The 26,701-nt window shown below is 61.4% G+C and carries 27 protein-coding genes; 13 read left to right on the forward strand and 14 right to left on the reverse strand.

All coding sequences use genetic code 11. The annotated features are described in order from the left end of the window. Positions 1-141 precede the first annotated feature (141 nt). The 8 genes from A0W34_RS01830 to A0W34_RS01865 all read left to right on the forward strand — a co-directional run bounded on the left by A0W34_RS01830 (position 142) and on the right by A0W34_RS01865 (position 6,996). Entirely contained in the window at positions 142-1,125 is a 984-nt protein-coding gene (locus A0W34_RS01830; protein WP_081557234.1) for an ABC transporter substrate-binding protein, read from the forward strand. Beyond that, positions 1,122-1,985: an ABC transporter ATP-binding protein gene (locus tag A0W34_RS01835; RefSeq protein ID WP_007731623.1), complete on the forward strand. Its 864-nt coding sequence runs from the start codon at positions 1,122-1,124 to the stop codon at positions 1,983-1,985. The genes A0W34_RS01830 and A0W34_RS01835 overlap by 4 nt, the downstream gene beginning before the upstream one ends. Then, on the forward strand, positions 1,982-2,818 hold the full coding sequence (locus A0W34_RS01840; RefSeq protein WP_019746502.1) for an ABC transporter permease: 837 nt from the start codon (positions 1,982-1,984) through the stop codon (positions 2,816-2,818). The genes A0W34_RS01835 and A0W34_RS01840 overlap by 4 nt, the downstream gene beginning before the upstream one ends. A gap of 13 nt (positions 2,819-2,831) precedes the next feature. After that, on the forward strand, positions 2,832-3,617 hold the full coding sequence (locus A0W34_RS01845) for a class II aldolase/adducin family protein (protein WP_054188628.1): 786 nt from the start codon (positions 2,832-2,834) through the stop codon (positions 3,615-3,617). 150 nt (positions 3,618-3,767) lie between these two features. Then, positions 3,768-4,778 carry an NAD(P)/FAD-dependent oxidoreductase gene (locus A0W34_RS01850; protein WP_050655582.1) on the forward strand — a complete coding sequence of 337 codons (1,011 nt, stop codon included), beginning with the start codon at positions 3,768-3,770 and terminating at the stop codon, positions 4,776-4,778. 3 nt (positions 4,779-4,781) lie between these two features. Then, positions 4,782-5,102 (forward strand): DUF362 domain-containing protein, encoded by a 321-nt coding sequence (locus tag A0W34_RS01855; protein WP_007731605.1) that lies wholly within the window; start codon positions 4,782-4,784, stop codon positions 5,100-5,102. Next, positions 5,102-5,926 carry an alpha/beta fold hydrolase gene (locus A0W34_RS01860; RefSeq protein WP_007731603.1) on the forward strand — a complete coding sequence of 275 codons (825 nt, stop codon included), beginning with the start codon at positions 5,102-5,104 and terminating at the stop codon, positions 5,924-5,926. Before A0W34_RS01855 ends, A0W34_RS01860 begins: the two co-directional genes overlap by 1 nt. Positions 5,927-6,093: 167 nt before the next feature. Next, positions 6,094-6,996 (forward strand): IclR family transcriptional regulator, encoded by a 903-nt coding sequence (locus tag A0W34_RS01865; protein WP_007731601.1) that lies wholly within the window; start codon positions 6,094-6,096, stop codon positions 6,994-6,996. An 11-nt stretch (positions 6,997-7,007) separates the two neighbouring features. Here the strand turns inward: A0W34_RS01865 and A0W34_RS01870 are convergent, their stop codons facing one another. From A0W34_RS01870 to A0W34_RS01890, 5 genes are all read right to left on the reverse strand, one after another. Continuing rightward, positions 7,008-8,531 carry an AMP-binding protein gene (locus A0W34_RS01870; protein ID WP_081557235.1) on the reverse strand — a complete coding sequence of 508 codons (1,524 nt, stop codon included), beginning with the start codon at positions 8,529-8,531 and terminating at the stop codon, positions 7,008-7,010. A gap of 15 nt (positions 8,532-8,546) precedes the next feature. Further along, positions 8,547-9,494, reverse strand: a complete 948-nt coding sequence (locus A0W34_RS01875; protein ID WP_007731598.1) for a quinone oxidoreductase family protein — start codon at positions 9,492-9,494, stop codon at positions 8,547-8,549. 50 nt (positions 9,495-9,544) lie between these two features. Continuing rightward, positions 9,545-11,881 (reverse strand): CaiB/BaiF CoA-transferase family protein, encoded by a 2,337-nt coding sequence (locus tag A0W34_RS01880; RefSeq protein WP_232329968.1) that lies wholly within the window; start codon positions 11,879-11,881, stop codon positions 9,545-9,547. Positions 11,882-12,000: 119 nt separating this feature from the next. Further along, positions 12,001-12,972, reverse strand: coding sequence for an ABC transporter substrate-binding protein (locus A0W34_RS01885; RefSeq protein ID WP_007731596.1), 972 nt, complete (start codon positions 12,970-12,972; stop codon positions 12,001-12,003). A 26-nt stretch (positions 12,973-12,998) separates the two neighbouring features. Next, positions 12,999-13,790, reverse strand: coding sequence for an enoyl-CoA hydratase/isomerase family protein (locus A0W34_RS01890; protein WP_020723626.1), 792 nt, complete (start codon positions 13,788-13,790; stop codon positions 12,999-13,001). Between the two features lie 191 nt (positions 13,791-13,981). On the opposite strand from A0W34_RS01890, the gene tgt reads away from it, so the two are divergent. Further along, the gene (gene tgt / locus A0W34_RS01895; RefSeq protein WP_030535742.1) at positions 13,982-15,271 is read left to right on the forward strand and encodes a tRNA guanosine(34) transglycosylase Tgt; all 1,290 of its coding nucleotides are present in this window, start codon (positions 13,982-13,984) and stop codon (positions 15,269-15,271) included. Here tgt and A0W34_RS01900 read toward each other — a convergent pair. Together A0W34_RS01900 and A0W34_RS01905 are read right to left on the reverse strand one after the other, a co-directional pair. Then, positions 15,262-15,996, reverse strand: a complete 735-nt coding sequence (locus A0W34_RS01900; RefSeq protein ID WP_030535741.1) for a queuosine precursor transporter — start codon at positions 15,994-15,996, stop codon at positions 15,262-15,264. The two genes, tgt and A0W34_RS01900, sit on opposite strands and share 10 nt — an antisense overlap. Positions 15,997-16,114: 118 nt before the next feature. Beyond that, positions 16,115-17,077, reverse strand: a complete 963-nt coding sequence (locus tag A0W34_RS01905) for a proline-rich domain-containing protein (protein ID WP_080552802.1) — start codon at positions 17,075-17,077, stop codon at positions 16,115-16,117. A 130-nt stretch (positions 17,078-17,207) separates the two neighbouring features. Between A0W34_RS01905 and A0W34_RS01910 the strand changes: the two genes are divergently transcribed. Next, positions 17,208-17,861 carry a DUF4190 domain-containing protein gene (locus tag A0W34_RS01910; protein ID WP_064687953.1) on the forward strand — a complete coding sequence of 218 codons (654 nt, stop codon included), beginning with the start codon at positions 17,208-17,210 and terminating at the stop codon, positions 17,859-17,861. Positions 17,862-17,889: 28 nt separating this feature from the next. Here the strand turns inward: A0W34_RS01910 and A0W34_RS01915 are convergent, their stop codons facing one another. The 5 genes from A0W34_RS01915 to A0W34_RS01935 form a co-directional block, all read right to left on the reverse strand. Next, positions 17,890-18,630, reverse strand: coding sequence for an EAL domain-containing protein (locus tag A0W34_RS01915; protein WP_081557236.1), 741 nt, complete (start codon positions 18,628-18,630; stop codon positions 17,890-17,892). Between the two features lie 255 nt (positions 18,631-18,885). Continuing rightward, a complete protein-coding gene (gene gluQRS, locus A0W34_RS01920; RefSeq protein ID WP_064687952.1) occupies positions 18,886-19,782 on the reverse strand; it encodes a tRNA glutamyl-Q(34) synthetase GluQRS in 897 nt (298 codons plus the stop codon). A 1-nt stretch (position 19,783) separates the two neighbouring features. Further along, positions 19,784-20,392: a TetR/AcrR family transcriptional regulator gene (locus A0W34_RS01925; protein WP_019746515.1), complete on the reverse strand. Its 609-nt coding sequence runs from the start codon at positions 20,390-20,392 to the stop codon at positions 19,784-19,786. Positions 20,393-20,443: 51 nt separating this feature from the next. Further along, positions 20,444-21,004, reverse strand: a complete 561-nt coding sequence (locus A0W34_RS01930) for a TIGR03086 family metal-binding protein (RefSeq protein WP_081557237.1) — start codon at positions 21,002-21,004, stop codon at positions 20,444-20,446. Positions 21,005-21,055: 51 nt separating this feature from the next. After that, a complete protein-coding gene (locus A0W34_RS01935; protein ID WP_064073653.1) occupies positions 21,056-22,123 on the reverse strand; it encodes an Lrp/AsnC family transcriptional regulator in 1,068 nt (355 codons plus the stop codon). Positions 22,124-22,234: 111 nt separating this feature from the next. Between A0W34_RS01935 and argE the strand changes: the two genes are divergently transcribed. Together argE and A0W34_RS01945 are read left to right on the forward strand one after the other, a co-directional pair. Continuing rightward, positions 22,235-23,422 (forward strand): acetylornithine deacetylase, encoded by a 1,188-nt coding sequence (gene argE, locus A0W34_RS01940; RefSeq protein ID WP_030535737.1) that lies wholly within the window; start codon positions 22,235-22,237, stop codon positions 23,420-23,422. A gap of 26 nt (positions 23,423-23,448) precedes the next feature. After that, a complete protein-coding gene (locus A0W34_RS01945) occupies positions 23,449-24,738 on the forward strand; it encodes an MFS transporter (RefSeq protein WP_030535736.1) in 1,290 nt (429 codons plus the stop codon). Between the two features lie 22 nt (positions 24,739-24,760). Here the strand turns inward: A0W34_RS01945 and A0W34_RS01950 are convergent, their stop codons facing one another. Beyond that, on the reverse strand, positions 24,761-25,540 hold the full coding sequence (locus A0W34_RS01950; RefSeq protein ID WP_003943809.1) for a helix-turn-helix domain-containing protein: 780 nt from the start codon (positions 25,538-25,540) through the stop codon (positions 24,761-24,763). Positions 25,541-25,579: 39 nt separating this feature from the next. Then, entirely contained in the window at positions 25,580-26,251 is a 672-nt protein-coding gene (locus tag A0W34_RS01955; RefSeq protein WP_007731581.1) for a response regulator transcription factor, read from the reverse strand. Positions 26,252-26,385: 134 nt separating this feature from the next. On the opposite strand from A0W34_RS01955, the gene A0W34_RS01960 reads away from it, so the two are divergent. Next, entirely contained in the window at positions 26,386-26,694 is a 309-nt protein-coding gene (locus tag A0W34_RS01960) for a DUF6191 domain-containing protein (protein WP_081557238.1), read from the forward strand. Positions 26,695-26,701 lie beyond the last annotated feature (7 nt).

Genomic DNA, 26,701 nt, shown 5'->3' on the forward strand with positions numbered 1-26,701 from the left:
GTGCAGTGTTTCGCCGAGGTAAGTTCCTGTCCCCGGTCCGCACGGTGGACCCGGTTGGTTCTCGGGTGTAGGTACACACAGCTAGGTTTGCTCTCCACGACCCGCAACTGCGGCACAGATCACAAACAAAGGTGTGAGTAGATGGCCTCGCTGTCAAAGTTTGGAAGGACTGCTCTTGTTTCGGCTGCGCTGCTGCTGACCGTTGCAACCGGCGCATGCAGCCGCCCGGCGACGCAAAGCACAGCTGATTCTGCCGGAAGTGGACCACTGCGTATCGCAGTCGGAATCGATGCTTCCTACGCTCCGTTCTTCGTAGCGGATCAGGAAGGCATGTTCGACGCTGCCGGTTTGGACGTCGAACTCGTCCAGTTCGGTCGTGGTGGCGAGGCCGTCGACGCACTCTCGACCGGGCAGGTCCAGATCGCCGGTAGCTCCGATACGACAACGATCGCCCAGTTGCGTCAGAATCCGTCGTTGCGCGCGATGTACTCGTACGAGGCGTCGGGTGACTACATCAAGGTCGTGCTGCGTAACGGTGTCGACTCACCGGCTGCGATCAAGAAGATGGGCATCGTCCCGGGTCTCAGCCAGATTTCGACGGACAAGTACCTCGCTGCCAACTCCGTTGCCCCCGGTTCGGTCGAGATGATCTCGGCGACCCCGACGGACATGCCCGCACTGCTCAGTCGCGGCGACATCGACGGGTTTGTCCTGTGGGAGCCGTGGCCGGCCACCGCCCTGGATCAGGGAACCGGCCACGTGGTGGCAGTAACCGGAGACTACGGCTGGTTCTATCATCATTGGGCGATCACGACGGCTCCGTGGTTGTCGGCCAACGAAGAGACAGCGCGAACCGTCGCGAAGGTGCTCGACGAGGCAACGCGCAAGGTCGAGTCGGATCCGGGCGTGGCAGCGTCCGCGACCAAGGCGGCTGTGAACGTCAGCGAGGATCAGACTATTGCCGCGGTGGACGAGATCGACTTCGCCGTGGTGAATCTCGAAGCTGCGGATGTCGAGTCGGCTCAGTCGATCGTAGATTTCTACAAGTCGATCGGTGTTCTCAGCGACCAGCCGGATCTCGAATCGGCAATGCTTCTGGATTGGTACAAGGATGGTGCACAGTGAGTATCGCAACAAGTGGTTCAACGACCAGCTCGACGAATAGCGCGGGGACAGCCGGCCCCGGCAAGAAGAACACCGGTGTTGCCATCGACGTGGTCGACCTCGGAATCAGCTTCGGCGCGGCGGAGATCGTCGCCGGAATCGACATGCACGTGCAGCCAGGTGAATTCGTCTGTCTGCTCGGTCCGAGTGGCTGCGGCAAGTCGACGCTGCTGTCGTCCATGGCCGGCTTCGTGGAACCCAGCGCCGGCGAGATCGTGTGCGACGGAGATGTCGTCGCCGGCAGTAACCGCCACGCCGGCATGGTGTTTCAGAGCTCCGAAGCGTTGTTCGAATGGATGACCGTGAGCCAGAACGTGGCCTACGGCCCCAGGATGCGTGGAGCGAACCGCAGCGAGCAGGCGAGTATCGCGGCCGAGTACCTCGCGATGGTCGGCTTGCCCCACGCGGGTGCGAAGTTCCCCTCGCAGCTGTCCGGCGGTATGCGGCAACGTGTTCAGATCGCACGAGTTCTTGCCAACCAGCCGTCGTTGGTTCTCATGGACGAGCCGTTCGGTGCGTTGGACGCTCAGACTCGTCAGGTTCTGCAGACCGAACTCGACCGTATCTGGCGGCACACCCGCTGCACCGTGGTATTCGTGACTCACGATATCGACGAGGCACTGACGTTGGCTGACCGTGTGATCGTGATGTCGGCCGGCCCGCGGGCCCGGATCAAGAGCGTCTACGAGGTCAATGCGGCTCGTCCGCGAGACCGCAACGATCCCGAGGTGATCGAGCTCTACGAGAAGCTGCGGGACGACATTCGGGCAGAAGTGGTTGCGTCGCTGCGGAACCAAGGCATTGAGGAGGATGAGCTGTGACGGCTGTAGTGACCGGTGGTTCAGCCGGTGTGAGAACAGCGAAGGTGGCGGAGACAAAAAAGCGTTCGTCGGCGCGGCGATCCAAGATTGTCAAAGCGACGCTGATGTATGCAGCCTCAGCGGCAATCGGTTTGGGCATCTGGTCGTTCCTGGCGTGGTGGTACGGGCCGACCACCATTGCATCACCGGCCGAAGTATGGTCGGCGGCACAGGAACTGTGGGAGAGCGGCGTTCTGTGGTCGTCGATCACCGCATCGGGTCAGCGAATTCTCATCGGCTGGTTCCTGGGTGTCGTGATCGGTGCTCCCGTCGGAATTCTGATGGGCCGCATTTCCATCGTGCGACAGCTCCTCGATCCGTACATCGAGTTCTTCCGGTTCATTCCGCCTATTGCGTTTGTCACTCTCGCCGTCGTCTGGTTCGGCATCGGTGAGACGTCGAAGGTTGTTCTGATCTTCTACACCTCGGTATTCATCGTCACGGTCAGCACGATTGCCGCGACTGTAGCGATCAGCGAGAACAAACTGCAGGCAGCGGCAAATCTTGGTGCCAACAAACTTCAGATCATGAAGACGGTGGTCTTGCCGTCGTCGATCCCCGGCATCGTCACGGGCGCTCGCCTGGCGATGGGCAACAGCTTCCTCACCATCGTGTCGGCGGAGATCGTCGCCGCCGACCAGGGTATCGGTTCGATGATCTGGCAGGCTCGAAACTACGGCCGGATCGACTGGACGTTCGTCGGCATCATCGTCCTGGGCATCATGGGCTTCATCTTCGACCGGATTCTCCGCATTCTGTCCTCGCGGTACCTCGCCCGTTACGGCGTCAAATAGTCAGGAGCGCAGCATGAATCACCCGCTGAGCATTGCCGAGCAGGCCGGAATTCCGGGACCGCCCGAGTTCACCGATATCGAGAGTGAGCGGCGTCGTCGCAAGACCGCTGTCATCGGCGGGTATCGGATTTTGTCGAAATTCGGTTTGGACGAGGGAATCTCGGGACATATCACCGCCCGAGACCCAGAAGATCCGGAGACTTTCTGGACTGCGCCGTTCGGGCGGCACTTCTCCCAGGTTCAGCCGGAGGAATTGCTGCATGTGGCGTCGGACGGCGCGGTCATTTCCGGAGACGGACCGCTCAACCGAGCAGCGTTTGTCATCCACAGCAAGGTTCACGAGGCTCGTCCCGACGTCATCGGAGCTGTTCACGCTCACGGTTTGAACGGTAAGGCGTTCTCCTCGCTGCACACCCGCCTCACGCCGATCACTCAAGACGCGTGCGCCTTTCACGAGGATCACTCGATCTACGAGGAGTATCACGGGGTGGCGCTGGACGAAGAGGAGGGGATTCGCATCGCGGATGCCCTCGGATCGAACAAGGCCGTGATCCTCACCAACCACGGTCATCTGACCGTCGGAACTTCCGTGGAGAGCGCAGTGTGGTGGTATGTGTCGATGGAGCGGTCGATGCAGGCGGAGTTGACGGCGCGAGCCGCCGGTGATCCGGTTGTCCTGCACGAGAAGATCGCGGCGCAGACCTACGAAGCAGTCGGCACCGAGAAGGTGGGGTGGTTTGCGTACTCGACCATCATCCAGAAGATCGCAGCAGACGAGCCCGAGGTATTCGCGCACTGAATTCTTCGCGCACTGAATTCCTGCGAGCATTGGGCCCGTCGACCGAGAGGTCGGCGGGCCCTTTTCGTGGTGTCCCGCAACTGTTACCGAGGTCTGTTGAGCGGACCGGTTTCATTTGCGTGAGTCCGTCGGCGCAATACCGTATCGAGTGTGAACAAAACGTCTTCCACGGCGACCGACAACGAGATCGGCGTCGATATTCTGATCATTGGTGCCGGCCCCGCCGGGCTGTACGGCGCGTACTACGCAGGCTTCCGCGGCCTCTCGGTTGCCGTGATCGATGCCCTTGCGGAACCGGGGGGACAGGTCAGTGCGATGTACCCGGAGAAGGCGATCCTCGACATCGCGGGATTCCCTTCGGTCAAGGGACGCAACCTCATCGAGGGTTTGATGGCGCAGGCTGCCCCGTTCGATCCGGTGTACCTTCTGGGCATGCAGGCTCGTGAGCTGTCGCATGACGACGACGGCCGGGTGCGGATCACCACCAGCACGGGCCAGGTCGTGGTGGCCGGCGCGGTTGTCATCACCGGCGGCATCGGAACCTTCACCCCGCGTCCGTTGGCGAAGGGTTCGGAGTTCATGGATCGGGGGCTGAGTTACTTCGTCCCGGATTTGTCGGCGCACACCGGGAAAGACGTTGTCATCGTCGGTGGCGGCGACAGCGCGTTCGACTGGGCCGTTCACCTGGAACCGATTGCCAAGTCCGTCACCCTGGTTCACCGGCGAGATCGTTTCCGCGCACACAAATCCACAGTCGCCAAGGTGCAGGAAAGCAGTGTCCAGGTTCTCGTCAACGCCGATGTCTCGGCGGTACGTGGAAACGGGTGGATCGGCGAGGTCGACATCACCCACAAACAAGACAAGAGCACGTCCACGCTGCCCGCTCAATCCGTCATCGCTGCATTGGGATTCACGGCCGACCTCGGTCCGATGATGGAGTGGGGAATCGAGATCGACAATCGCCACATCGCGGTGAACACACGGATGGAGACGAATGTTCCGCGTGTGTATGCCGCCGGGGACATCACGGACTATCCCGGCAAGGTCCGCTTGATCGCCGTCGGTTTCGGCGAGGCCGCGACTGCGGTGAACAACGCTGCGGCAGTGCTGGATCCGGAAGCAGAAATCTTCCCTGGACACTCCACCGAACAGGAGAGCTAGGCAATGGCATTTGTCATCGGTGAAGCATGCATCGACTACACGGACCGATCGTGCATGGAAGAATGCCCCGTGGATTGCATCTACGAGGGTGATCGCAAGCTCTACATCAACCCGAACGAATGCATCGATTGCGGCGCTTGCGAATTGGCTTGCCCGGTGGAGGCGATCACCGTCGACCGGAAAGCAGACCCGGATTTCAAGGAAGACAACAAGCGCTTCTTCCTCGAGGTCTTGCCTACCCGTAGCGAGCCCGTCGGAAATCCGGGTGGTTCGGCAAAGATCGACATCGTCGGCGTCGATACCCCGATGGTTGCGGCGTTCTGATGGCTGGCGGCCTGCAACTCGGATACGTTGATTCGTCTTTCGGGCAATTGCATTACGCGCAGCAAGGTTCGGGTGAGGCGATTCTCCTGCTTCATCAGGCGCCCCGGTCGTGGGACGAGTTCCGCGAGTTCATTCCACTCCTTGCCGACGACTTCCGCGTTGTCGCGATGGACATGCCGGGGTACGGCAACAGTGCTCCGGTACCCGGCCCGCAGACCATCGAGACCTATGCGCGAGGCGCGTGGGAATTGCTCGACACCCTGGGCGTCGATCGAGTCACGGTCATCGGTCACCACACCGGTGCGGCAGTGGCGCTCGAGATGGCGGCATCACGCCCCGAGAGGGTGCACGCTGCCGTGCTCTCGTCGTGCCCGTGGACCGACCGCAACTACCGCGAGGGGCACTCGGGACCCGGTGGGATCGACTGCGTCGACCGGGCCGCAGACGGTAGCCATCTCACCAGGCTGTGGGAGATGCGTCGCCCCTACTACCCCGAACCAGGCACCGCACTGCTCGACAGGTTCATCCGAGACGCGCTTGCCTACCGGGTAGATCCGGCGGAGGGGCACAAAGCCTGCGCCCGCTACGTCATGGAGGCGAGAGTCGGTTCGGTGACTGCGCCGGTTTTGCTGATCGGCGCGCAGAAGGATCCCTTCTCGATGCCTAACATTGCGCCGTTGCGTGCACACCTGACGGGTGCGGCAGTGGTGGAAACGGAGATCGTCGAATCGGGGACCGTCGCACTCGTCGAGGAGCACGCTCCGCAGATTGCATCCGCCGTCCGCATGTTTCTGGAGAATTACGCAGGTAGGCGCCCCGTGTAAACTCTGCGGGACGGGTTCACTGAGCGGACCGTGTGGCGTGCGTCTCATCGTGTCGTCACCATAGTGTCAGTCTCGAAGCACCTGCACCTAACGAGGACCCCGACCGATCTCGGTCGTTGTGGCACTCGGTCTCGGCAGGCTGTCACAGATCGTTCAGGAGGACACTCATGGCCGCTCCACAACAATCCGTCGGGTTCGGATCCGTACTACCCATCGCGTCGGAAACGACCGCTGCATCGCAGCCTGCAGGTGAACTGTCCTCGGTCCTGGGCAAGGCTCGAATGATCTTGGACGCTTTCGACACCGACCACAGTGACCTGTCTCTGACGGAGCTCACCCGGCGCAGTGGGGTCGCGAAAGCGACGGTTCACCGGTTGGCCGGCGAGCTGGTCGAGTGGGGATTGCTCGAGCGCGCGGGTACCAAGTACCGGCTCGGCCTGCGATTGTTCGAGCTGGGCCAATTGGTGCCGCGTCAGCGGATTCTGCGCGACGCGGCGCTGCCGTACATGGAGGACCTACTACTGGCGACGCAGGAGACGGTTCACTTTGCGGTTCGTGACGGCATCGACGTCCTCTACATCGAGAAGATCATCGGACACCGCGGGCTCAATCAGCAGTCGCGGGTGGCCGGTCGGCTCCCGCTGTACTGCACCGCCACCGGCAAGATCATCCTTGCCTTCTCCCCGCAATCGGTCTTCGACGAGGTAGTCGAGCAGGGTTTCACCGCCTTGACCAGTCGAACGACGATGTCCGTCAGCGTGCTGCGCCAGCAAACCGAGCGGATGCGTAAGGAACAACTCGCGGTGGAGGTCGAGGAGACACGGCTCGGGTACATGAGCGTCGCAGTGCCGGTGTTCAGCGGCCCGCGCACTCTGGCCGGCGCGTTGTCTGTGACAGCGCCGACGGCTCGCCTCAACGTCAGCCGCATCACCGGGGCCCTGCGCACTGCCGGCGCCGGAATCACCCGAAAACTTCATGCCATGAAGTGCACACATTCGCCGAGCGACCCGCTGGCTCTGCGCACGATCTGCAGTCCGGTGATGTGTTCGTTCAACGGTTGCGGCAAGTAGCGAGGCGCGGTCTATCGCCGGGCGCGGAACACGCTCTTCTCGCAGTCCCAGGTGTGTGGGCCGACGCCCCTCTCACGTAGCACTGCTTTCTGTACCTTGCCGGTTTCGGTGAGTGGCAACGTGTCCACGACGTCGATGTACCGGGGAAGTGCAAAGTACGGCAGCTGTTGCTGGGAGAACTCCAGAATCGAAATGGGGTCGAAAGATACTCCGGGGCGCAGTATTACAGTTGCCATGACGTCGTCCTCGGCCAGATCCGACGGTACCGGGAAGACGGCAACCTGACCGACCGACGGATGCAACGCCAGAACGGTTTCCACTTCGGCCCCGGAAATATTTTCACCGCGGCGCCGAATCACGTCTTTGATGCGATCGACAAATCGGAACCAGCCGTCTGCTTCCCGAATCACCCTGTCACCGGTCTGTATCCAACTCTCCGTCGCCGGAATCTCCTCGCCCAGATAGCCCAGTGAACAGGCGCCGGGGATCGTGCTGCGGACCACCAGTTCGCCGGGCTCCCCGTCTGCGGCCGCAGTACCGTCGTTGACGACTGCGGCGTCGTAGCCACTCATCACCCGCCCCATGTACCCGGCCCGCCGATCTCCCGGAAGTGTGCCGATCGCGAGATTGGTTTCGGTACTTCCGAATCCGTCCACGAGTTCTACACCGAATCTCTGGGCAAACGGTTCGATCAGATGAGCCGGCGTTGCGGGGGCAAGTGCCACGTGGACGCTGTGCTGTCGGTCTTGCGGCGATGGGTCCGCGTTCATCAACATGGCCACCATCGCACCCAGCAGGTAGTCGACAGTTGCGCCGATCTCGCGAACTTCGCGCCAATGATTGCGGACCGAAAAGCGTTGTCCCAGGAAAAAAGTAGACCCGGCCCAAAGGGACTGAACAAAGGCATTGAGAGCATTGGTGTGAAACAGCGGCAGGCAGTTGTGCAGCACATCGTCCCCGGTGAGCCCGAGTGAGGCGCCGACGCCTTTGCCCCACTGCAGGAACTGCGCGTGCGGGCATCGGACGCCTCGGGGCAGACCGGTGGTGCCGGAGGTGAAGAGTATCGCGGCCAGGTCGAGCGGATCGAGGGTCTCGGGCTCACAGCCCGGATGCGAACCGGCAGTGGGGACGCACTGTTCACCCATGACCCACACGGTGCCGTCGAATCCGGCTACAGCGCCTGAGTATTCGGGTGAAACCAGGATCCGTTGTACACCAGCCTGTTCGAGTGCGCCGGCAACACTGTCGGCTCGGAGGGCCGTATTGAGTGGGACGACAACCGCACCGATCCACGCGCATCCGAGAACAAGGTCTGCCAGTTCGATCCTGTTGCCGGACAGTGCCGCCACGCGCTCCCCACGGCCGACACCGTGATTACGGAGATCCGCCCCCATCGACGCTGCACGATCCCGCAATTCGCGGTAGGTGACCGTGATCCCGTCGACGACGAGCGCCGGGTGCTCCGGACGTTCCAAAGCTCGCCTCCGGATCAAATCCGGAAGCGAGCGCGGAATGGCATGTGCGTCGTGGTGCATGGGTAATTGTATCCCTCAGGGTACGACGACGGCCCGGCCGGCAACCTTGCCCTCACCCATCAACTGCAGTGCCGTTGCGATGTCATCCAGCGGAAACTCCTGCACTGCAACGGAAATCTTGCCTTCGATGAGCAGCCGGATCATTTCAGGTGCCAGTTCGGCTTGCCGGGCAGTCTTGCGAATCATGTTGACGGGCAGGATCCGGACATCGCTGAGCAACCAGTTCGGCAAGTCCAGGGTGAGGCTCTTACCCAAGGTATATCCGATCAGGGCAGCCCGGCCACCGGGGACAACACTCGCCAGAAGGTGCGGCAAGCCGTCGCCGCCAAGTGTGTCGATCACGGCGTCGACGGAAGGCTCGGATCCCACCACTCCGGCAAGTTCGTCGCCTTGCCCGACGACGGGACGCACACCCTCCGGAAGCAAGGCAGCCTGATCTTCGCGCGGTACAACACCGATTACCTCGGACGCTCCAGCAAGCAGAGCGAACTGTGCTGCCATCGATCCGACAGCGCCGGATGCTCCGGCGACAACAACTCGTTCGCCGGGAGCGACGGCTGCAATGTCGTTGACGGCAACATAGCCGGTTGTGCTGGGCAGGAAGAAGGTTGCGGCGACGGCCGGCGACAGTGCGGGATCAAAGGGTGTGAACGCCTTGTCTGCCGCTACCAGATACTCAGCCCAGCAACCGTTCTTGAACAGGCCGACTCCGCCGCCTCGGACCAGAAGGCGGGTGCCAGGCTCATAGGTGTCGGATTCGATTACCGTCGCCGCTCCGTCTGTTCCACCGATATGTGGCAGGTTCGGCTTGACTCCGAAGTTTCCGCTCGCGACGGTGATGTCGAGATGGCCGAGCGCGGCAGCGTCGATGCGCACGAGCGTCTGACCGGATTCACGTGTGGGAATGTCGATGTCGTCGATGACCGGTGAAGTGCCGAACTGATGGAGTCGGGCCGCGCGCATTGTGTCTCCTAGTAGCGATCTGTGAATGGATGTACTGAATATGAGTGCGGTCAGGACAGGATCGACTGGTCGCGAAGTCCGGCGATCAGTTCGTCGCTGTATCTGAGCACCGACTCGAGGACGTCGTCGGTGTCCGCGCCCAGCACCGGCGCAGCGCGTCGGATCGAGCCGGGTTCGGAGTTCCGGCGAACGGGGATGCCTTCGTGGAGGAATGTTCCGGCGAGGGGATGTTCCTGTGCCGAATAGAAACTGCGTGCCCGAAGATGTGGATCGCTCTCGACCAGGTCGCGTCCGTCCTGGACGGTGCCGGCCGCGATACCCGCCGATTGCAAGCGTTCCATGACGGTTTCGGGTGACAGAGTCCTGGTCCAGTCGGCGATGGCGTCGTCGATACGTTCGTGATCGGCTTGGCGGCTTTCTGCACTCGCGAAGTCAGGATTGCCGATCCATTTCTCTGCTTCGATGATGCGGCACAATGCATTCCATTCCGTGGTATCGCGAACGGCAATCGAGCACCACCGGTCGCTGCCGAGGCACGGGTACACGCCGTGTGGTGCCAATTCGTGATGGCTGTTGCCGATCGGATCGGGGGACTGTGACCGGGCGGCTCGGAGAACGCTGGTACCCATGTGCGCTGCCATGGCTTCGAGTTGTGACAGGTCTACGTGCTGTCCCCGGCCGGTCCGGTCGCGGTAGTCGAGGGCTGCCAGCATCGCGACGCCGGCTTGCAGTCCGGCGACGATGTCGCCATGGCCGTAGATGACTCCGACAACGTCATCGGCGTTCCAGCCGGTCAGTGCGGTCAAACCGGTACTTGCCGAAACGATGTCGGCATACGACACCCAGTCCTTGCGAGGACCGGTGTGACCCATCCCGGACATCGACACGTAGATGATGTCCGGTTTGAGCTCCCGGAGTTGTTCGTAGCCGAGCCCCATCTTGTCCATGACCGACGAGCTGAAATTCTCGACCACGACGTCGGAGTTCCTGATCAGGTCGCGCAGTACCGAAAGGCCCTCTGCGGATCGGGTATCGAGTGTGATGCTGCGCTTGTTGCGGTTGACGTCGTTGAAGTACCCGCTGGTGTTCGGATTGTCGTGCGGTCCTCGCGAGAGATGCATGAACGGTGCAAAGCGAGTCGGGTCCGGGCGTCCGATCGATTCGACCTTGATGACATCGGCACCGTGGTCGGCAAGGATTCTGGTGCCGTACGGGCCCGCCAACACCCACGTGAGATCCAGGACGCGGACACCTTCGAGGCTGGGCGTGCTGCCACCGCTGAACTCGTGGGTTTCGTTCACTGCCACAGGCGAGGTGGCCTTCAAGAGTTCCTGATGCTGGCCCAACCGGGCAGCCTCGAGCGTTCCGATGCGCCGGCCTTCGGGGAAAGCGAAGCCGAACCCGAGATCGCGGTAGGTACCGTGATCTCCGGTCACGTCGGTGAAGAAGTCCCGGTCGTTGAGTTGCGGGTTACGCAGCAGTTCTTCGGGCCGGTCGACCGCTGCCCACGGCAACTTGCGTGACTGCGCGCTGACCGCGAATTCTTCCTTCGGCCACTTCGCGATGAAGGCGGACAGAACGTCGAAAATGTGTTCCTGATGCGTCTTTCGGTAGACCGCGTCGGACCACTCCGGTTGATCGAGATCGTCCTGAGCATCGTTGTCGATCAGCCAGGCCAGCATGCCGTCCCACATGCGGGGGCTACCGCCGAGGCCGCCACCGACATAACCGTCGGCGGCCTGGAACAGTCCGTGCGGAACGAGCGGATGTACCCGGCCCGGACGCGGTGGTACGCGGTCCTCGTGAATGTAGGCAAGAGTGCCCGCTTCCAGCGCGGCGGCAACACATTCCTGAGCGCTGATCTCCAGCAACGGGTTGTGGCCCTTGGATCGCGAACGCAGTCCGAGAAGCACGCCGATTGCGGCATTGATTCCGGCGAGCTGCTCAGCCTGGAGTTCGGGGAGCAGCAGTGGAGGGTGCTCGGGATCGCCGACCTGGGCCATCATCCCGCCGAGTGCCGCGACGGTCAGATTTGTTGCCTTCCAGTCACTTCGCGGTCCGGTTGTGCCGAAGGGTGTCACTCGTACGTGAACGAGAGATCCTCGGTTGTCGCGTAGAGCGCCGGTCGCGCTGCCGTCGAGCAGGACGTCGGCACTGCGCAGCAGTGCTTCGAAAGCGAGGCGATCGTTGCTGTCGTCGATATCGAGGACAACGGACTTCTTGCCCGCATGCCAATGCAAGTACGAATCACCCTGGGACTCGGTGCGACTGGGGTCACCGGTGGGTGGTTCTACCAGAATGACTTCGAAACCCAGCCCGACCAGGATGCGCCCGGCGAATCGCGCAAACGGACTGGAAATCTCTACGACCCGTACCGGGGGATGCACCACAACTACTCCGTTTCAATCGAAAGATATCGCCGAACCGACTGGTGTCGAACGTAGTTCTGCGGCCCGGTGGGCGACATGATTTCGGTCTGCCCACCGGACCCGTTCTCACTCTCCGCTCAGGCGGCGTTCTGCTCGAACCATCCCGAGAGGAGGACAGCGGACGGATCGATGTCCGCGGAGATCTTGCCCTGCTCGCGGAAGAATGCAACAAGTTCGTTTGCGCGCTCCACGTCGTCCTCGGTGAATCCGCGTCCACCGAAATCGATTTGGGTCACCCGGTCTGCGGCCTCGGCCGGGTCCATCTGTATAGACGCGGCAATTGCGGTTGCAGCCCGATCCGGATCCGAGTTCACGATTGCCGACGCTTCCGAGATCACCTTGAACACCTTGCCTGCGGTTTCTTCGTTCGCGGACAACCAGTTGTCCGAAGCGATGATCCATTGGGCGTACTTGGCGCCGAAGTCGCCGGTCGTGGCAACAACGCGCCCGCCGGTATTGACACTCTGCGTCACCCAGGGGTCGAAGGACAGGAAGCCGTCGATGTCACCGCGCGCCAGCAAAGCAGGCTGTTCGGGCGGGCTTGTGCTCACGAGTGTGACCGTCGTGGGGTCGATGCCGAGACTGGCCAGGTACTGGTTCGTGAAGTAGAGACCGATGCCGGGGAAGACGCCCATGGTCTTGATCGACTTCGGTTCGACGCCGTTCCTCAGTACAACCTGGAAGTACCGGTCGGATTCCTGAAATACGCCCAGCGCCCGCAGGCTCGGATTGGCGGCCATGACGGACAGTGCCGTCGAGTCGGCATTGCCGGAGAGTTCCGAAGTTCCGGCTACGACGTTCTGGGCGCCCGCCGCCCCGCCTTCCGTCTGGATGACCTGGACGTCGAGGCCGGCGGCCTCGAACATGCCCTCGTGGTCGGCCAGGAAAATCGGGGCGTACGACGGGTCTACACCCACCGCGATCCGTACCAGGCCACCACTTTCGGCGGAGTTGTCGGTAGCGGGGCGGGTGCATCCGCTGACGGCGATCGTCAGGGCGGCGAGAGAAGCGACTGCGCCCACCCATTTCTTCTGAAATTTGTTGAGCATGATGGCCTCTCGGTAAATGGGAGCTGTCAGCGTCCCGTGAAGGTGGGGGACCGCTTGTCGAGGAAAGACTGAAGTCCCTCAGCAGCGTCGTCCGTCTTGATCAGGTCGAGCACTGCCTCGAATTCGAGATCCAGCGCTTGATCGAGCGGCAACGACATGCCCTCGTCGACAATGCGTTTGATCATTCCGATGGTGGCAGTGGGTTTCGTCGCGAGTTCGCGTGCGAGGTCAGCGCAATGCGCATCGAGGTCGGCGTCCGCAACGACGGTGTCGACCAGGCCGATATCGAGTGCATGCTCGGCGCTGAGGCGCTTGCCTTCGATCATGAGCACTTTGGCTCGGTGAGCCCCGATGAGGCGTGGAAGTCGCTGGCTGCCACCGGCACCCGGAAAAAGCCCAAGTCCGATCTCGGGGAAGCCGATGGTCGCCGACTGCGCCATGATGCGGAAGTCGCAGGCCAACGTCAGTTCTGCTCCGCCGCCGAGTGCGTGCCCGTTGATCTTCGCGACGACAGGTTTGGGAGCCGACTCGAGGATCCGCTGTACGTCGACCCACGGGCGCATCGCGCGCTGAGTTTCTTCCGTCAGCTCGCGCATCACGGTGATGTCCGCACCGGCGACGAAGAACCGTCCAGTGCCCGTCACGACAATGACGCGGACGGTCTGGTCCGACGCGAGTACCGGCAGTATCTCCAGAAGCTCGGCGATCATGCTGGGGTTGAATGCGTTGGCTGGAGGTTTGTCGATAGTCACGGTGGCAATCGAGTCTGTGACGTCGACGGTGACGAAGTTGTAGGTCTGGCCGGTCTGTCTCGTCAAGTGAGCTCCTGTCAGCGGGTTGGCGGGGTAAACCGGTCGAGCCGGGGGATGTGTAGTGGGAAGTATGGTGGGGACCCTCACGCGGCGGTACCGCTCGGGTTCGGTCAGTAGACCAATGCGGATGCTGATCGCGTAGGAACTTTCTTCGCTGTGATCACGGCGATATTTGCTCCTGTGACAGGATTGAGCCCGTGACTTCTGCAGTACCGACACCGCCCGAGCCCGTCGTCGACAAGCGTCCCGAGTCGATTTTCACGATAGGGACCAGGCTCGAGGACCGGCTCGGACGAACCGGAACCATCCACACACCGCACGGCGATATCGCGACGCCGTCGTTCGTGGCCGTCGGAACCAAGGCCACGGTCAAGGCCGTGCTGCCCGAGTCCATGAAGGAACTCGGTGCGCAGTCGTTGCTCGCCAATGCGTACCACCTGTACTTGCAGCCGGGACCCGACATCGTCGACGAGGCCGGCGGGCTGGGCAAGTTCATGAACTGGGACGGGCCCACCTTCACCGACAGCGGTGGCTTCCAAGTCATGTCGCTTGGTGTCGGGTTCAAGAAGGTGCTCGCGATGGAGGCCGTCGGTGTGCAGTCCGACGACGTCATCGCGAAGGGCAAGGAGCGTCTCGCGACAGTCGACGACGAGGGCGTGACGTTCAAATCGCACCTCGACGGCAGTAAGCATCGCTTCACCCCCGAGGTGTCGATGCAGATCCAGCATCAGCTCGGCGCCGACATCATGTTCGCGTTCGACGAGCTCACAACGCTGCTCAACACCCGCGGCTACCAGGAGCGATCGGTCGAGCGCACGCAGGCGTGGGCGATCCGCTGTATCAATGAACACGAGAAGCTCACCGCCGAACGCGCTGACAAGCCCTATCAGGCTCTCTTCGGCGTGATCCAAGGCGCGCAGTACGAAGATCTGCGACGTCAAGCCTGCCGCGGACTCGAGTCGATCGAAGGCGAGAACGGATACGGCTTCGACGGCTACGGCATCGGCGGCGCCCTCGAGAAGCAGAACCTCGGAACGATCGTGCGTTGGTGTAACGAGGAACTACCCGAGAACAAGCCGCGTCATATGCTCGGCATCAGTGAACCGGACGACTTCTTCGTCGCAATCGAGAACGGTGCGGACACCTTCGACTGCGTCAACCCGTCGCGTGTTGCTCGCAATGCTGCGATTTACGTCCGCTCCGGCAGGTTCAACATCAACACCAGCCGATTCCGTCGTGACTTCACGCCTATCGACGACGAGTGCGACTGCTACACGTGCGCCAATTACACCCGCGCGTACATCCATCACCTGTTCAAGGCGAAGGAAATGCTCGCGTCGACGCTCTGCACCATCCACAACGAGCGATTCACCGTGAAGTTGGTCGACGATATCCGAGCCAGCATCGAAGGTGGGTATTTCCACGACTTCAAGGCGGACATGCTCGGAAAGTTCTACGCGGCGAAGACGCCTGCACCTCAGGCGTAGGTCGGTTCGCGCTTCTTCACGTATGCGATGACGCGGTAGGTGATCGGCATGACCAGAACCTCGACAAGCGTCTTCCACAGGAAGCCGACCAGCACGTAGTTGATGAAGTCTTCCCATGTGCTGATGCCGATGACACCGGCCGCGATGGAACAGAAGATGAGGGTATCGGCGAATTCGCCGACGACGGTCGAGCCGATCAGCCGCGCCCACAGATGCTTCTCCTGCATGCGCTTTTTCATCATGACCAGAACCAGTGAGTTCAGTAGCTGTCCGACGAGGTAGGCGGCCAAGCCCGCGACCAGTAGCCGGGGAATGACACCGACCACGGTTTCGAGGGCGGCCTGGTTCTCGTAGAACTCTGCCGACGGGAGTTGCACTGCAATCCAGAAGCACGCAGCGGCAAGAATCAGTGCGCCGAAGCCCAGGTAGATCGCGCGTCGGGTCGCTTTGAAGCCGTAGACCTCGCTGAGCACGTCACCGAGGACGTAGGCGAGCGGGAACAAGAAGAATCCACCATCGGTGATGATGGGCAGAATCTGCAAGGGACCGAGCGAGAAGTCGGAATCCGCAAAGAAGGCGACCCCCTTGGTCGCCGCCACGTTCGAGATCAGCAGCGTTGCGGTGAAGAGCGCGACGATCGTCGGGTAATAACCCCGGCTGACGTGCGCAAATTTGGTTTCGTGGGTCGATTCGTCTTGCTGATCCTGAGCTGTCACGTCCGTCATCCAAGCACCACAAGGCGCTCGGATGCGAGTTGGCGACCGTCCAGTTGCGCAGAACACACCGAAGGCCCTGCGGTTTCACGTGGAACCGCAGGGCCTTCGGTGATGGGGTGAAGCCTCGTCAGAGTGCTGCTACGAAGCGTCCTGTGATGACGCGATACGCATAGGTGCCTGCGATGAGAGTGACCGGTCCGGTGACCAGCAATCCGAGACCGCAGAGCAGTGCGCCAACGAGGTTGATGCCGATTGCCGCGAGTGCCAGGAGAAGCAGTGGGCCGACATTCTTCGAGATGACGCTGGCGCTCGACTTGATTGCGGTGACGGGATCCTGATCCTGATCGATCACGAACTGCAACGTGAAATAGGTCAGGAATGCGATGACGATGCCCGGAATGATCAGCAGGACGAGGCCGATCGCTACCGCGAACCCGACCAAGATGCTCGCCAGAATAACGGCGCCGATGTTCGAGAATTGGAAGAAGGAACCGAAAGCCGGCTTGTTGCCGTCGACTTCATGAAGGGCACCTCGAACGTAGGCAGCCTGGATCAGAATGCTGACGACGATCGAGACCAATCCGCCTATGATGCTCAACGCCGACACCGAAGTCGACCCGTCGGTCGAGAAGTCGAAGCCCCCGAACAACAGGTTGATGCCAAACGAAATCAGGCCCGCGACAACAGTGATGCCGATCCACGTCAACGCATTGTTCTTGAAGCGTTCCCAGCCGTAATTCAGCGCGGCACCCACGGAAAGCTGTGGTCCACCGAATCCTGCGCCGTAGTCATTGGCGGGCGGCGGCGGGAAGTTGCCGCCCCCGGGAGGAGGCGGGTACCCACCAGGCGGTGGGTAGTTGCCACCGGGAGGGGGATAGCTTCCACCCTGCGGAGGCGGCGGGTAGTTGCCACCCTGAGGGGGCGGGAAGTTTCCGCCCTGAGGGGGCGGGTAGCTACCTCCCTGCGGGGGGCCTGCGGGTGGTGGGTAACTTCCGGGAGGAGGTGTTCCCTGCTGGCCATATGGATCCTGGGGTGGGAATTGCTTCCCGCCTTCTGGATTCTGGTTGGGGTCGTACCCACCGGTTGTCATGTGTTCCCCTCAGTCGTAAATATCGCGCTCGAGTGTGACAGTGGATATGACCCTACTGGGATCAAAGAGCGATGTGGATGACATCTGCTCACTTGGATTCGGAGGTCACCTGTGGTTTAGGCTGCGTTGTATGACGAGTTCCGGGGGCAACAACGACGATTCTTCGAGCGATTACCAGGCAAAACCTGGGTACGGAGAATTTCCGAGCCTGCCTCCTGAGGGGTACGGCGTGTCCCCGTCCGAAACGCAGTCTTCACCTGAAGTTCCCGGATATACCACTCCCAACGAGCAGTACCCGGGTTATCCACCGCCGTCGTACAACCCGCCCGGTAATAACCCCCAGCCGGGCGGAATCGGTGAACCGAACCCGTACCTGCCGCCGCAGAATTTCGGACCGCAGAATCAATATCAGCAGAATCAATATCAGCAACCCGGACAATACGGACAGGCTCAATACGGACAGCCTCAGTACGGCCAACCTCCGAACCCGTACGGTCAACCGAATCAATTCGCGGGTGGGTACGCACCGCCGATGCAGCCGGTCGGCACCAATGGTCTCGCAATTGCATCGCTGGTTGTATCGCTTGCGGGTGGTTGCTTCTACAGTCTCGGCGGAATCGTCGGAATCATTCTGGGAATTGTCGCGCTCAATCAGATCAAGCAGACAGGTCAACAGGGGCGCGGGCTTGCGATAGCCGGAATTGCGGTCGGCGCGGCCTTCTTGGCAATTTTTGCCGTGATTCTCGTGGTCGCACTCATATCGAGTGCATCGTCGTCGTACTGAAGTGTCGTCGTGCTGAAGTGGCGAGCGCTCACACGGGAGTGACGATGGACGACGCAGGAAGTGGCTTGCCGAAGTAATAGCCCTGGCCCATGTCGCAGCCGGCCCGCAAGACGTTGGCTGCGTGTTCCGCGGTTTCGACGCCCTCTGCGATCGAATCAAGCCCTAGCTTCCGAGCGATGTCGGCGATGGACTCCATGACCATGAAGGCACGGTCTCCAGCACGACCCGCTGCGCTGACGGCCCAGGTCAAGGATTGGTCGATCTTGAGAATGTCGAGCGGCAATTCCGACAATGCGGAGAAAGACGCGAAGCCCGCCCCGAAATCATCCAGCGCGATTCGAATTCCCTCGTTGTGCAAGACGTGAAGAGTCTCGGCGGCATGCCGGCCTACGACGCCGAGTTCGGTGACTTCCACGATTATTCTGCTCAGTGGCGTTTGTGAACTGTCGAGGGCTCCGAGGATCTCGTGAGCGGCGTGCGGGGTAGCGAGTTGGCGAGGTGAAAAGTTGACCGCGACCATCATGCGCTCAGGCCACGACGCTGTTTGGGCACAAATCATTTCCAGAGCTTGTAGCCCGATGGGAATGATGAGCCCAGAGGATTCGGCGGAGCGCATGAAATCTTGAGGTTCGATCAACCCTCGCAGCGGATGGCGCCAACGCAAAAGAGCTTCATAGCTGATAATTGCTGACGAGTTCAGATTGACCTGGGGTTGATACAACACCTCGAATTGATGGTCGTCGAGTGCCTCGCGAAGCTCGCGGACCATGCGTATTCCTTTTCGTCCTGAGTCGCCCGTGCCGCACGTGCGTGTCAGCGTGGATGCTGCAAGTGGGTACTGTGGTCGGATTCCAGGTTCAGATCCCGGGCGTGGTTTTGCAGGAACAACTCGCCCTGAATTTCCTTCGCCAGTCTCGACCGTACTTCACTATTCGAGAATTGCCAACGAATAGCTATTGCGGACGGCTTTGTCATATCGGACAATCGTAGTTTTGTTCCGACGAGGCACCGATTGATACGTCACTTACTGCGCCGGGAAAATCCACGGGGTCCGGGGGATCTTGCGAGAGTCGAATCGATCCGCCAATTGGGGTGGTGTGACAACCTCGCCGGGTTCGGCGAGACCGATGCTCGACGCGATCATCGTCAGAACCTGCTCGGCACTGCGTCCGGCCTCGAGTTGATCTGCCAGAGTCACTGCGCCGTCGCGCTTCGCGAGTCGCTTGCCTTCACTGTTCAAGGCAAGAGGAACGTGGGCGTACGACGGTGGTTCGATGTCGAGCAGCCGGGCAAGGTATGCCTGACGTGGAGCCGAGGTCAGGAGGTCGTCGCCGCGAACCACCTGGTCGATGTTCTGTGCACCGTCGTCGACGACAACGGCAAGGTTGTAAGCGGGCACCCCGTCTCCGCGGAGCAGGACGACGTCGTCGACTGGTCCCGTCACCTCGCCGAACAGTTCGTCATGGACGGTGAACGAGTCGATGCCGGCCCGTAGCCTCAGCGCGGGAGATCGGCCACTTGCCGATTTCTCGGCGCGTTCGGCCTCCGAAAGGTTCCGACACGTGCCGGGGTAGGCGCCGTCTGGAGCATGGGGCGCTGATGGTGCCTGCAGGATCTCCTTGCGTGTGCAGAAGCAGGGATAGGTCAGGTCACGCTCGCGCAATTGGTCGATAGCCTTGTGGTACAAGGGAAGACGGTGTGACTGCAATACGACTGGGCCGTCCCACGTGAGGCCGAGCCTGCGCAGATCGTCGAGTTGTCGTTCCATCGCGCCGGGGCGGACACGGTCGAGATCCTCTACCCGAATGAGGAAGTCGCGCCCGCTGGTGCGGGCGAAAAGCCAAGCCAAGAGGGCGGTTCGGAGGTTTCCCAGATGGAGATCGCCAGACGGGCTCGGCGCGAAGCGTCCTGCTCCTTCCACGTCAGCTGGCGAGCCCGACGGAGGCGAGCGGGTTCTCGGCGTCGTGCAGGGTGAGGCGGATCTGGGTTTCCAAAGCGTGATCGAGGTACTGCGGCGGATACATGGCGGGGCTTCCGAGTGCGTCGAGTGCCAATCCATTGACGGTTGAAAGCAGAAGTGCCGCTCTGGTTTCCGCTTCCGGAGTTCCGATGCCGATCAGAACTGTCGAGATGCCGGTGCGGATTGTGAACAGGGTTGTCCGGCGAATTTCGGAGAGTGACTCACTGGTTGCGGCGCGCACGGCAAACGCGGCGAGCACATGCGCCTCACGCGTGCGTTGCTCGTCGAGGGGCAGGAGTTGCGAGAGCGCCTGGAACAGGGCGGTATGCGGGTCCGCGTCGGCGGACGATTCGGCCAGTCGCGTCAACAATCGATCGACGAGTGTTCGCAGTGCGAATGCGAACATCTCGTCCTTGGTCGAGAAATGATGTTGCACTGCGCCGATCGAGACACCCGCCCGTTTTGCGACCTCGCGAACGCTGGCATTTTCCAGTCCGGATTCCGCGGCGACATCGAACAATGCCGCCGCAAGCAGGTCTGGACTCGTGGAGGATTTTCGGCGTTCCGGCATACCGCGACATTACATGCGTATGGAAGTAATGCCCACGTCAGGGGTGCTTTTTCACGCCTTCCGGCCGAGGAAGGCAAGGAGTTTCGTCGCTTTGTCAGCGTTGTCCGGAACCTGTATTTCCGGGCCGCACACACCGCTCATGCGGATCGACTCGCCCAGGCCCGCGGCGATCTCCGACACCCACTCCACGTCCGCGTCTCGCATCGTCGTATCGGTGCCGGTTGCGGCCGCGAGGTCCCAACCGTGGATGACCAGATCGAAACACAAGAACCCCTCGACCGTGGCCCCGAGGTTGGTCCTGTCGAAGTGTCCGTCGTATTCCAGGGTGGACTTTGCCGGATCGTCCAGAATTTCCTGCATCGAATTGCGGACGGCCGCCCAGGCTGCCGACGGGTCGTCGTCGACCGACGGACCGGGTGCCAATTCCAGGCCGACTACCTTGACCATGTCTCGTTCGCTGTCGAGCACGTGTCTCACCACGTCGCGGGCGGTCCAGCCCTCGCAGGGGGAATCGTCGTCCCAGCGGTCGGCGGGTACGGCGTCGATCCGGGCCGTGAATCCGGCAGCCAGATCCCGATAACGCTGGGCGGGGGAGATCTCTGTTGAAGTCATGACAACAATCCTTCACCGCCACAGCGCATCGTGATTGATTATTTCGGACATTCACTCGATCTCCGGGGCTTCCGCCCAGATGTCCATCGGTACGACCCCGGCACTCTTGCCCTCGTCGTCGAGAAGTCGGCCCACCCTCTTCATCGATCGCAGCACCACTGACCTGTTCAGCACCACCAGGCCCGGTGCCTCTTGTGCGAGTTGTACTTCGGTAATGGGAGTTTCGCGAAGGGAGTGTGCGGCGATCGCGAGCAGTGTGTTGGCGCGTCCACCGGATATCCGCATGCACACCCGCGTTCCCGGCACTCGCTCCACCAGGGCACGAATCGTCGACCGGTCCGTGGGATCGACATATCCCCACACCCAGGTCACGAGGGGCCAGCCGGACAGTGGCAGAGACACGTCGCAGCGGAACACGATCTGGTTGCGCGACGTCAATTCGGCAAGTCGCCGCCTGACCGTACTTTCGCTGAGGCCGGTACCGACCGTGAGCTCGGCAATCGACGATCGACCGTCCTCACCCAGTTTCAATATCAATTGGCGGTCGACAGCGTCGAACGTCTTCCCGTGATGGCGCTGATCCGTCGGCGCGTATTTGTATCGCACAGGCCGGTCTGTCATCGTCGCTCGCTGCGCGGCATCGAGTACCTGCAATTTCCAGTCGTCTCCGATCGCGAAGACCTCGGTGACGAGGTGTGCACGCGAACTGACGATCCCGGGTACCGACGCGAGCGACCGAAGCAGGAAGCGCGACAGGAAAGCCATGTCTCTGACCTCGACGAGAAGTGTCAAGTCGCCTGGGCCGCTTGTGTGTTCGACGCTCAGTACGTGCGGCCAGCGGGCAAGTCGTTCTGCAATCGTCAACGCGTTCGAAGTCGTGCAGTCGACTTCGACAAAAGCCAGACACGACTCCGGACGGCCATGGCCGGTTGCCCTGGCAGAGACCCAGGCGGTGCCGGAATCCTGTAACCGCTGCCAGCGGCGAGCCACGGTAACCGGATCCACTTTGAGCGCGTCGCCAACCGTGCGCCACGACGCTCGCGGGTCGAGTTGCAGGCAATTGATCAGGGCGAGGTCGACGTCGTCCAGTACGGCGGAATCCTGCGTTTCTTCGATCATGGTGCAAGTATCGTGCATCTTCATTGTGTCTGGGATCACTTCATTCATGCTCGAAGGGCAGAACGCGGTGGCGAGTGCCCACCGCGTTCATGCTGTGAAAGGAGAAACCAGATGTCATCGACCACGTTGCCCGCTGTTCCGACAGAGAGAAGCCTCGAGTGGGTGCAACGCCTCATCGGAATCGATACGACGAGTGCCGTGAGCAATCGACCGTTGATCGATCTCATTGCGGCGGAACTACGTCGCCATGGGGTCGAGCCGGTACTTGTTGCCGATGACGAGGGAACGAAGCTCAACTTGTTGGCAACGTTCACTCCTCCTGACGGAAGTACTGCCGGCGGTGTGATGTTCTCCGGCCATACAGACGTAGTGCCGGTCGACGATCAAGACTGGAGTAGCGACCCTTTCGCGCCCGACGTTCGCGACGGAAGCCTGTACGGACGTGGCACGTGCGACATGAAGTCGTTCATCGGGATCGTCGTCGCTGCGATCCCCGACATCGTTGCTCGGCCGCTGGCGAAGCCTATTCACTTTGCATTCTCCTACGACGAGGAAGTCGGCTGCATCGGTGCGGCCGGGTTGGTCGAGGAGGTTGTTTCCCGGAACCTGTGCCCTGATGTGTGCGTCGTCGGAGAGCCGTCGGAGATGCGGGTCATTCGCGCACACAAGTCGATGAACGTCATACGTGTTGATCTGCATGGTGTTTCGGCGCACTCGTCGCTTACTCCGCAAGGAGTCAACGCGATCGAATACGGCGCGGAGTTGATTCGATTCGTCAGAAGCGCGGCCGACGAGCTCCGTGCGTCCGGCCCGTACGACGACGCATTCGACGTGGCCTGGACGACGTGTTCGGTCAATCTCGTATCCGGCGGGATCGCAGTGAACACTGTCCCCGAGGATTGCTCCATCACTTTCGAATTCAGGAGCATCAGCTCAGCTGGCGCCGCAGATTTGCTCGAACGCTTTGCCGCCGAGGCGAATCGGATCGAAAACCTGATGCAGGAGGAAAACCCGTCAGCCTCCGTGACGATGCACGTGTCGGCCTCGGTTCCTCCCCTGGAGACGGATGCGAATGCTTCGGCGGCCGCACTGGTCGAACAATGGGGTGGTCGGGCCTCGGACGAAAAGGTCGCGTACGCCACCGAGGCCGGGATGTTCGCGACTATCGGTATCCCCACTGTCGTGTGTGGGCCGGGAAGCATCACTCAGGCGCATGCACCTGACGAGTACGTGACACTTGACCAATTGGCACAGTGCGAGCAGTTCGTTCGGAACGTCATCGCTCACGCCCGCGCCTGACCCACCCTGACCCCCTAAGGAAAACCATGTCCACGGCAACTACGCCAACCTCCGGAACAGTCACCCCGGAACGCCTGGCCGCTGCTCGCAAGGCGGTGATCAGCAGTTCGCTCGGCGCTGCGCTCGAATGGTTCGACGTCATCGTCTACGCATCATTCGCAGTGGTGATCGCCCATAATTTCTTTCCCGGCGGCGACAACACGCTCGGTTTGATACTGACGTTCGCGACGTTCGCGATCTCGTACGTCATCCGGCCGCTTGGCGGGATGGTTCTCGGTAGCTACGCCGATCGTCGCGGGCGCAAGAACGCCTTGACGTTGACGATGATGCTGATGATGATCGGCACGCTCATCATGGCCGTGGCGCCGACGACCTCGATGATCGGACCGTGGGCCGGCGTCGTCATCCTTGTCTCACGTCTCATTCAAGGATTCTCCGCCGGCGGTGAATTCGGTACTGCTACAACCTTCCTCGTGGAGACTGCGCCACACAAGAAGGCGTTCTACTCTTCCTGGCAAGTTGCCAGCCAGGGTGCCTCGGTTTTCCTGGCATCGCTGTTCGGATACGTGCTCAACACTCACCTTTCGCATGAAGCGCTCTACTCGTGGGGCTGGCGCGTTCCGTTCTTCTTCGGCATCATCGTCGGGCCGGTCGGACTCTACATCCGTGCCAAGCTTGACGAAACGGACGATTTCAAGACGAGCGTTCCGGAAAGGGCTCCGCTGAAGACGACGCTGACCAGGCATCTCGGCCGGGTGCTGACCGGTGCCGCAGTAGTGGGCGTCGCGACTATCTCGATCTACCTCATCTTGTACATGCCGACGTTTGCCGTGAAGAACCTCGGAGTTTCCGCCTCGGCCGGCTATCTCGGCGGCATCGTCGCCGGACTGGTCACCTTGATCACCGTGCCGTTGATCGGGCATCTTGCAGACCGGGTCGGACCGGCGAGAGTTATGACCTGGGCCGCCGTTGCGGCAATCGTCTTGGCCTGGCCGCTCTTCAAATTGATGGTCGATCACCCGTCGACTCTGACCCTCGTCCTGGTTGTTTCGGTCCTGGGTGTCATCATGGCGTTTGCCTTCGGTCCCTTGCCCGCCCTGATGAGTTCGCTGTTCCCGGCAGAGATCCGGGCTACCGGAATGTCATTGTCGTACAACCTCGGAGTGACTTTGCTCGGCGGAATCGCGCCGTTGGTCTTGACCTGGTTGATCAGTACAACAGGCTCGCTCGACGCCCCCAGTTACTACTACATGACGGTCGCAGTTCTTTCCCTCGGTGGGCTGTGGTCGGCAAGGACGCTTTTCAGCCAGAAGTGACGGCGGGGGAGCGCGGTCGGGATTACGCGACCGCGTCTCCCTCCGCCAGCGCGACAACGGTATCCGACCCGTGCCAGTCGGGGGCTTGGGTGCGGAGTAGAGCCGCCGGGGTCAGCGACGAGATTCGGCGGCATTCACGGGTCAAGTGGGCCTGATCGCTGAATCCGCAGTGGGCGGCGGATTCAGCGAGTCCCAGTGCGGGTCGACTGCGAGCGAGCGCCATGAAGCGCTGGAGGCGCAGGATCGAGCGCAGCGTTGCCGGGCCGTATCCGAAGGCGTCGTTGCATCGACGTTGGAGTTGGCGCGAAGTCAGTGCCGCCGCGTCGGCGAGAGAGCTGACATTCCACGAATGTTCGGACAGTGCGGTGCGAACGTGGTTGATCACCGGATCGTGACGGAAACTCGAACTTACCCAACTCCGAACAGCGCTTTCGAGGATGGAGACCTGTTCGTGGTCTTCGGAATTTTCCAAGCGGTTCAACAGTATTCGTTCCGTGCGTGCGTCGGTTACATCGCTGAGATCGGCGCGAGAATCCCGAAGCTCGGACGCCGAGGTTCGCAACATCGGCGATGCCGATCCAGGGCGGAATCGAACACCCACGGAGCGTGTTCCGGGCGGAAGAGTGAATGACCATGCAGCGGTTTCGGGGCCACAGACGCGTATGCCGACGCCGCGTATCCACAGCACGTCCATGCAAGCATCGGGCACGAGGAGGTGTTCTCCTTCTGCGCACGCCGTCCAGCCACACACCAGGATGTCGGAGAGATCCGGGGCGACCGATTGTGGTGTGTACCAACCCATGACGAGAGCTTATCGAGCGGCACCGACACGAAGGCGACTTCAGTCGACCGGGCCGAAGCGGTATCCGAATCCCCTGATGGTTTTGATGTACTTCGGTTTCGCGGGATCGGATTCGAGTTTGGACCGCAGGCTGAGAATGGTTGCGTCGACTACACGCGTCCTTTCGTGGTCGGAACCCCACACGTTTCGGATCAGGTGATCACGTGAGTACACGCGCCCAGGCTCGGTCGACAGCTCCAGGAGTACCCGCCACTCGGTCCGACTGAGGACCAGCAGCTTTCCGCCCATCGTCGCCGTCATCGCACGTCGATCGAGGAGCAGGTCACCGTGACGTTGGTGTTTGCCGGGGGCGGGATGTGCGGTTTCACGAAGGATTGCGGTGACCCGAAGATCGAGCGCGTGAGAATCGATCGGGTTCAGCACAAAGTCCGAGACAGCGCGATGTGGTGCTTCGTCGATGTCCTCGTAGGTATCCACCAGCATCATGATCGGCATCGAACTGCGCAAGCGGATCTGCCGTGCGATCTCGTAGCCGTCGATGTCCGGCAGAAGGAGATCGATCACGGCGATATCGAAACTGTCGGTGTCCAGGTCATCGAGTAGGCGGCGCCCGGTGCGGACGAGCTGTATCTGGTGCCCGAAATGTATTAATTCGGTACCAAGCGTCTGGGCAAGCTCCGAACGATCGGTAGCTGCAAGTATCAAGCTCACGTGAAATCCTCCCCCCGAAGGTGTTACTAGTCGTAACAGCTTGCATTGTGGCAGATCATCGACCGCGGGACCAGACATAGGGCGGCCGATCGGAAGTCGAGGGGACCGGGGGCGTTCGTCGCTAGACTTCTTTCATGGGCACTCTGTTCGCGTTGACGCTGCAAGGCTTGCTCGTGCTGCTGGTCCTGTTCGCTTTCGCCGAGACTCTCTGGAACCGGCTCACCGGCGGCCGGGCACTGCCGTGGACTCGGGGACGTACGACTCGTCCGGTCTCGGCCGCGGGCTTCGAAGAGGTTGCTGCCCTGTTTCAGGGGTCCAAGCATCATGAATTCGAACAGCGTCAGAGCGCATTTATGCATCGTGAGGACGGAACGGACGGTGACCCGCCGTGGGTGTCTGTCGATCCGGAAGCTAACAAGGTCGTTCTCCGTCGACGGAGTTGACAGTCGT

The sequence above is a fragment of the Rhodococcus sp. BH4 genome, assembly GCF_002079265.1.
In the GTDB taxonomy this organism is placed as follows: Bacteria; Actinomycetota; Actinomycetes; order Mycobacteriales; family Mycobacteriaceae; genus Rhodococcus_F; species Rhodococcus_F qingshengii.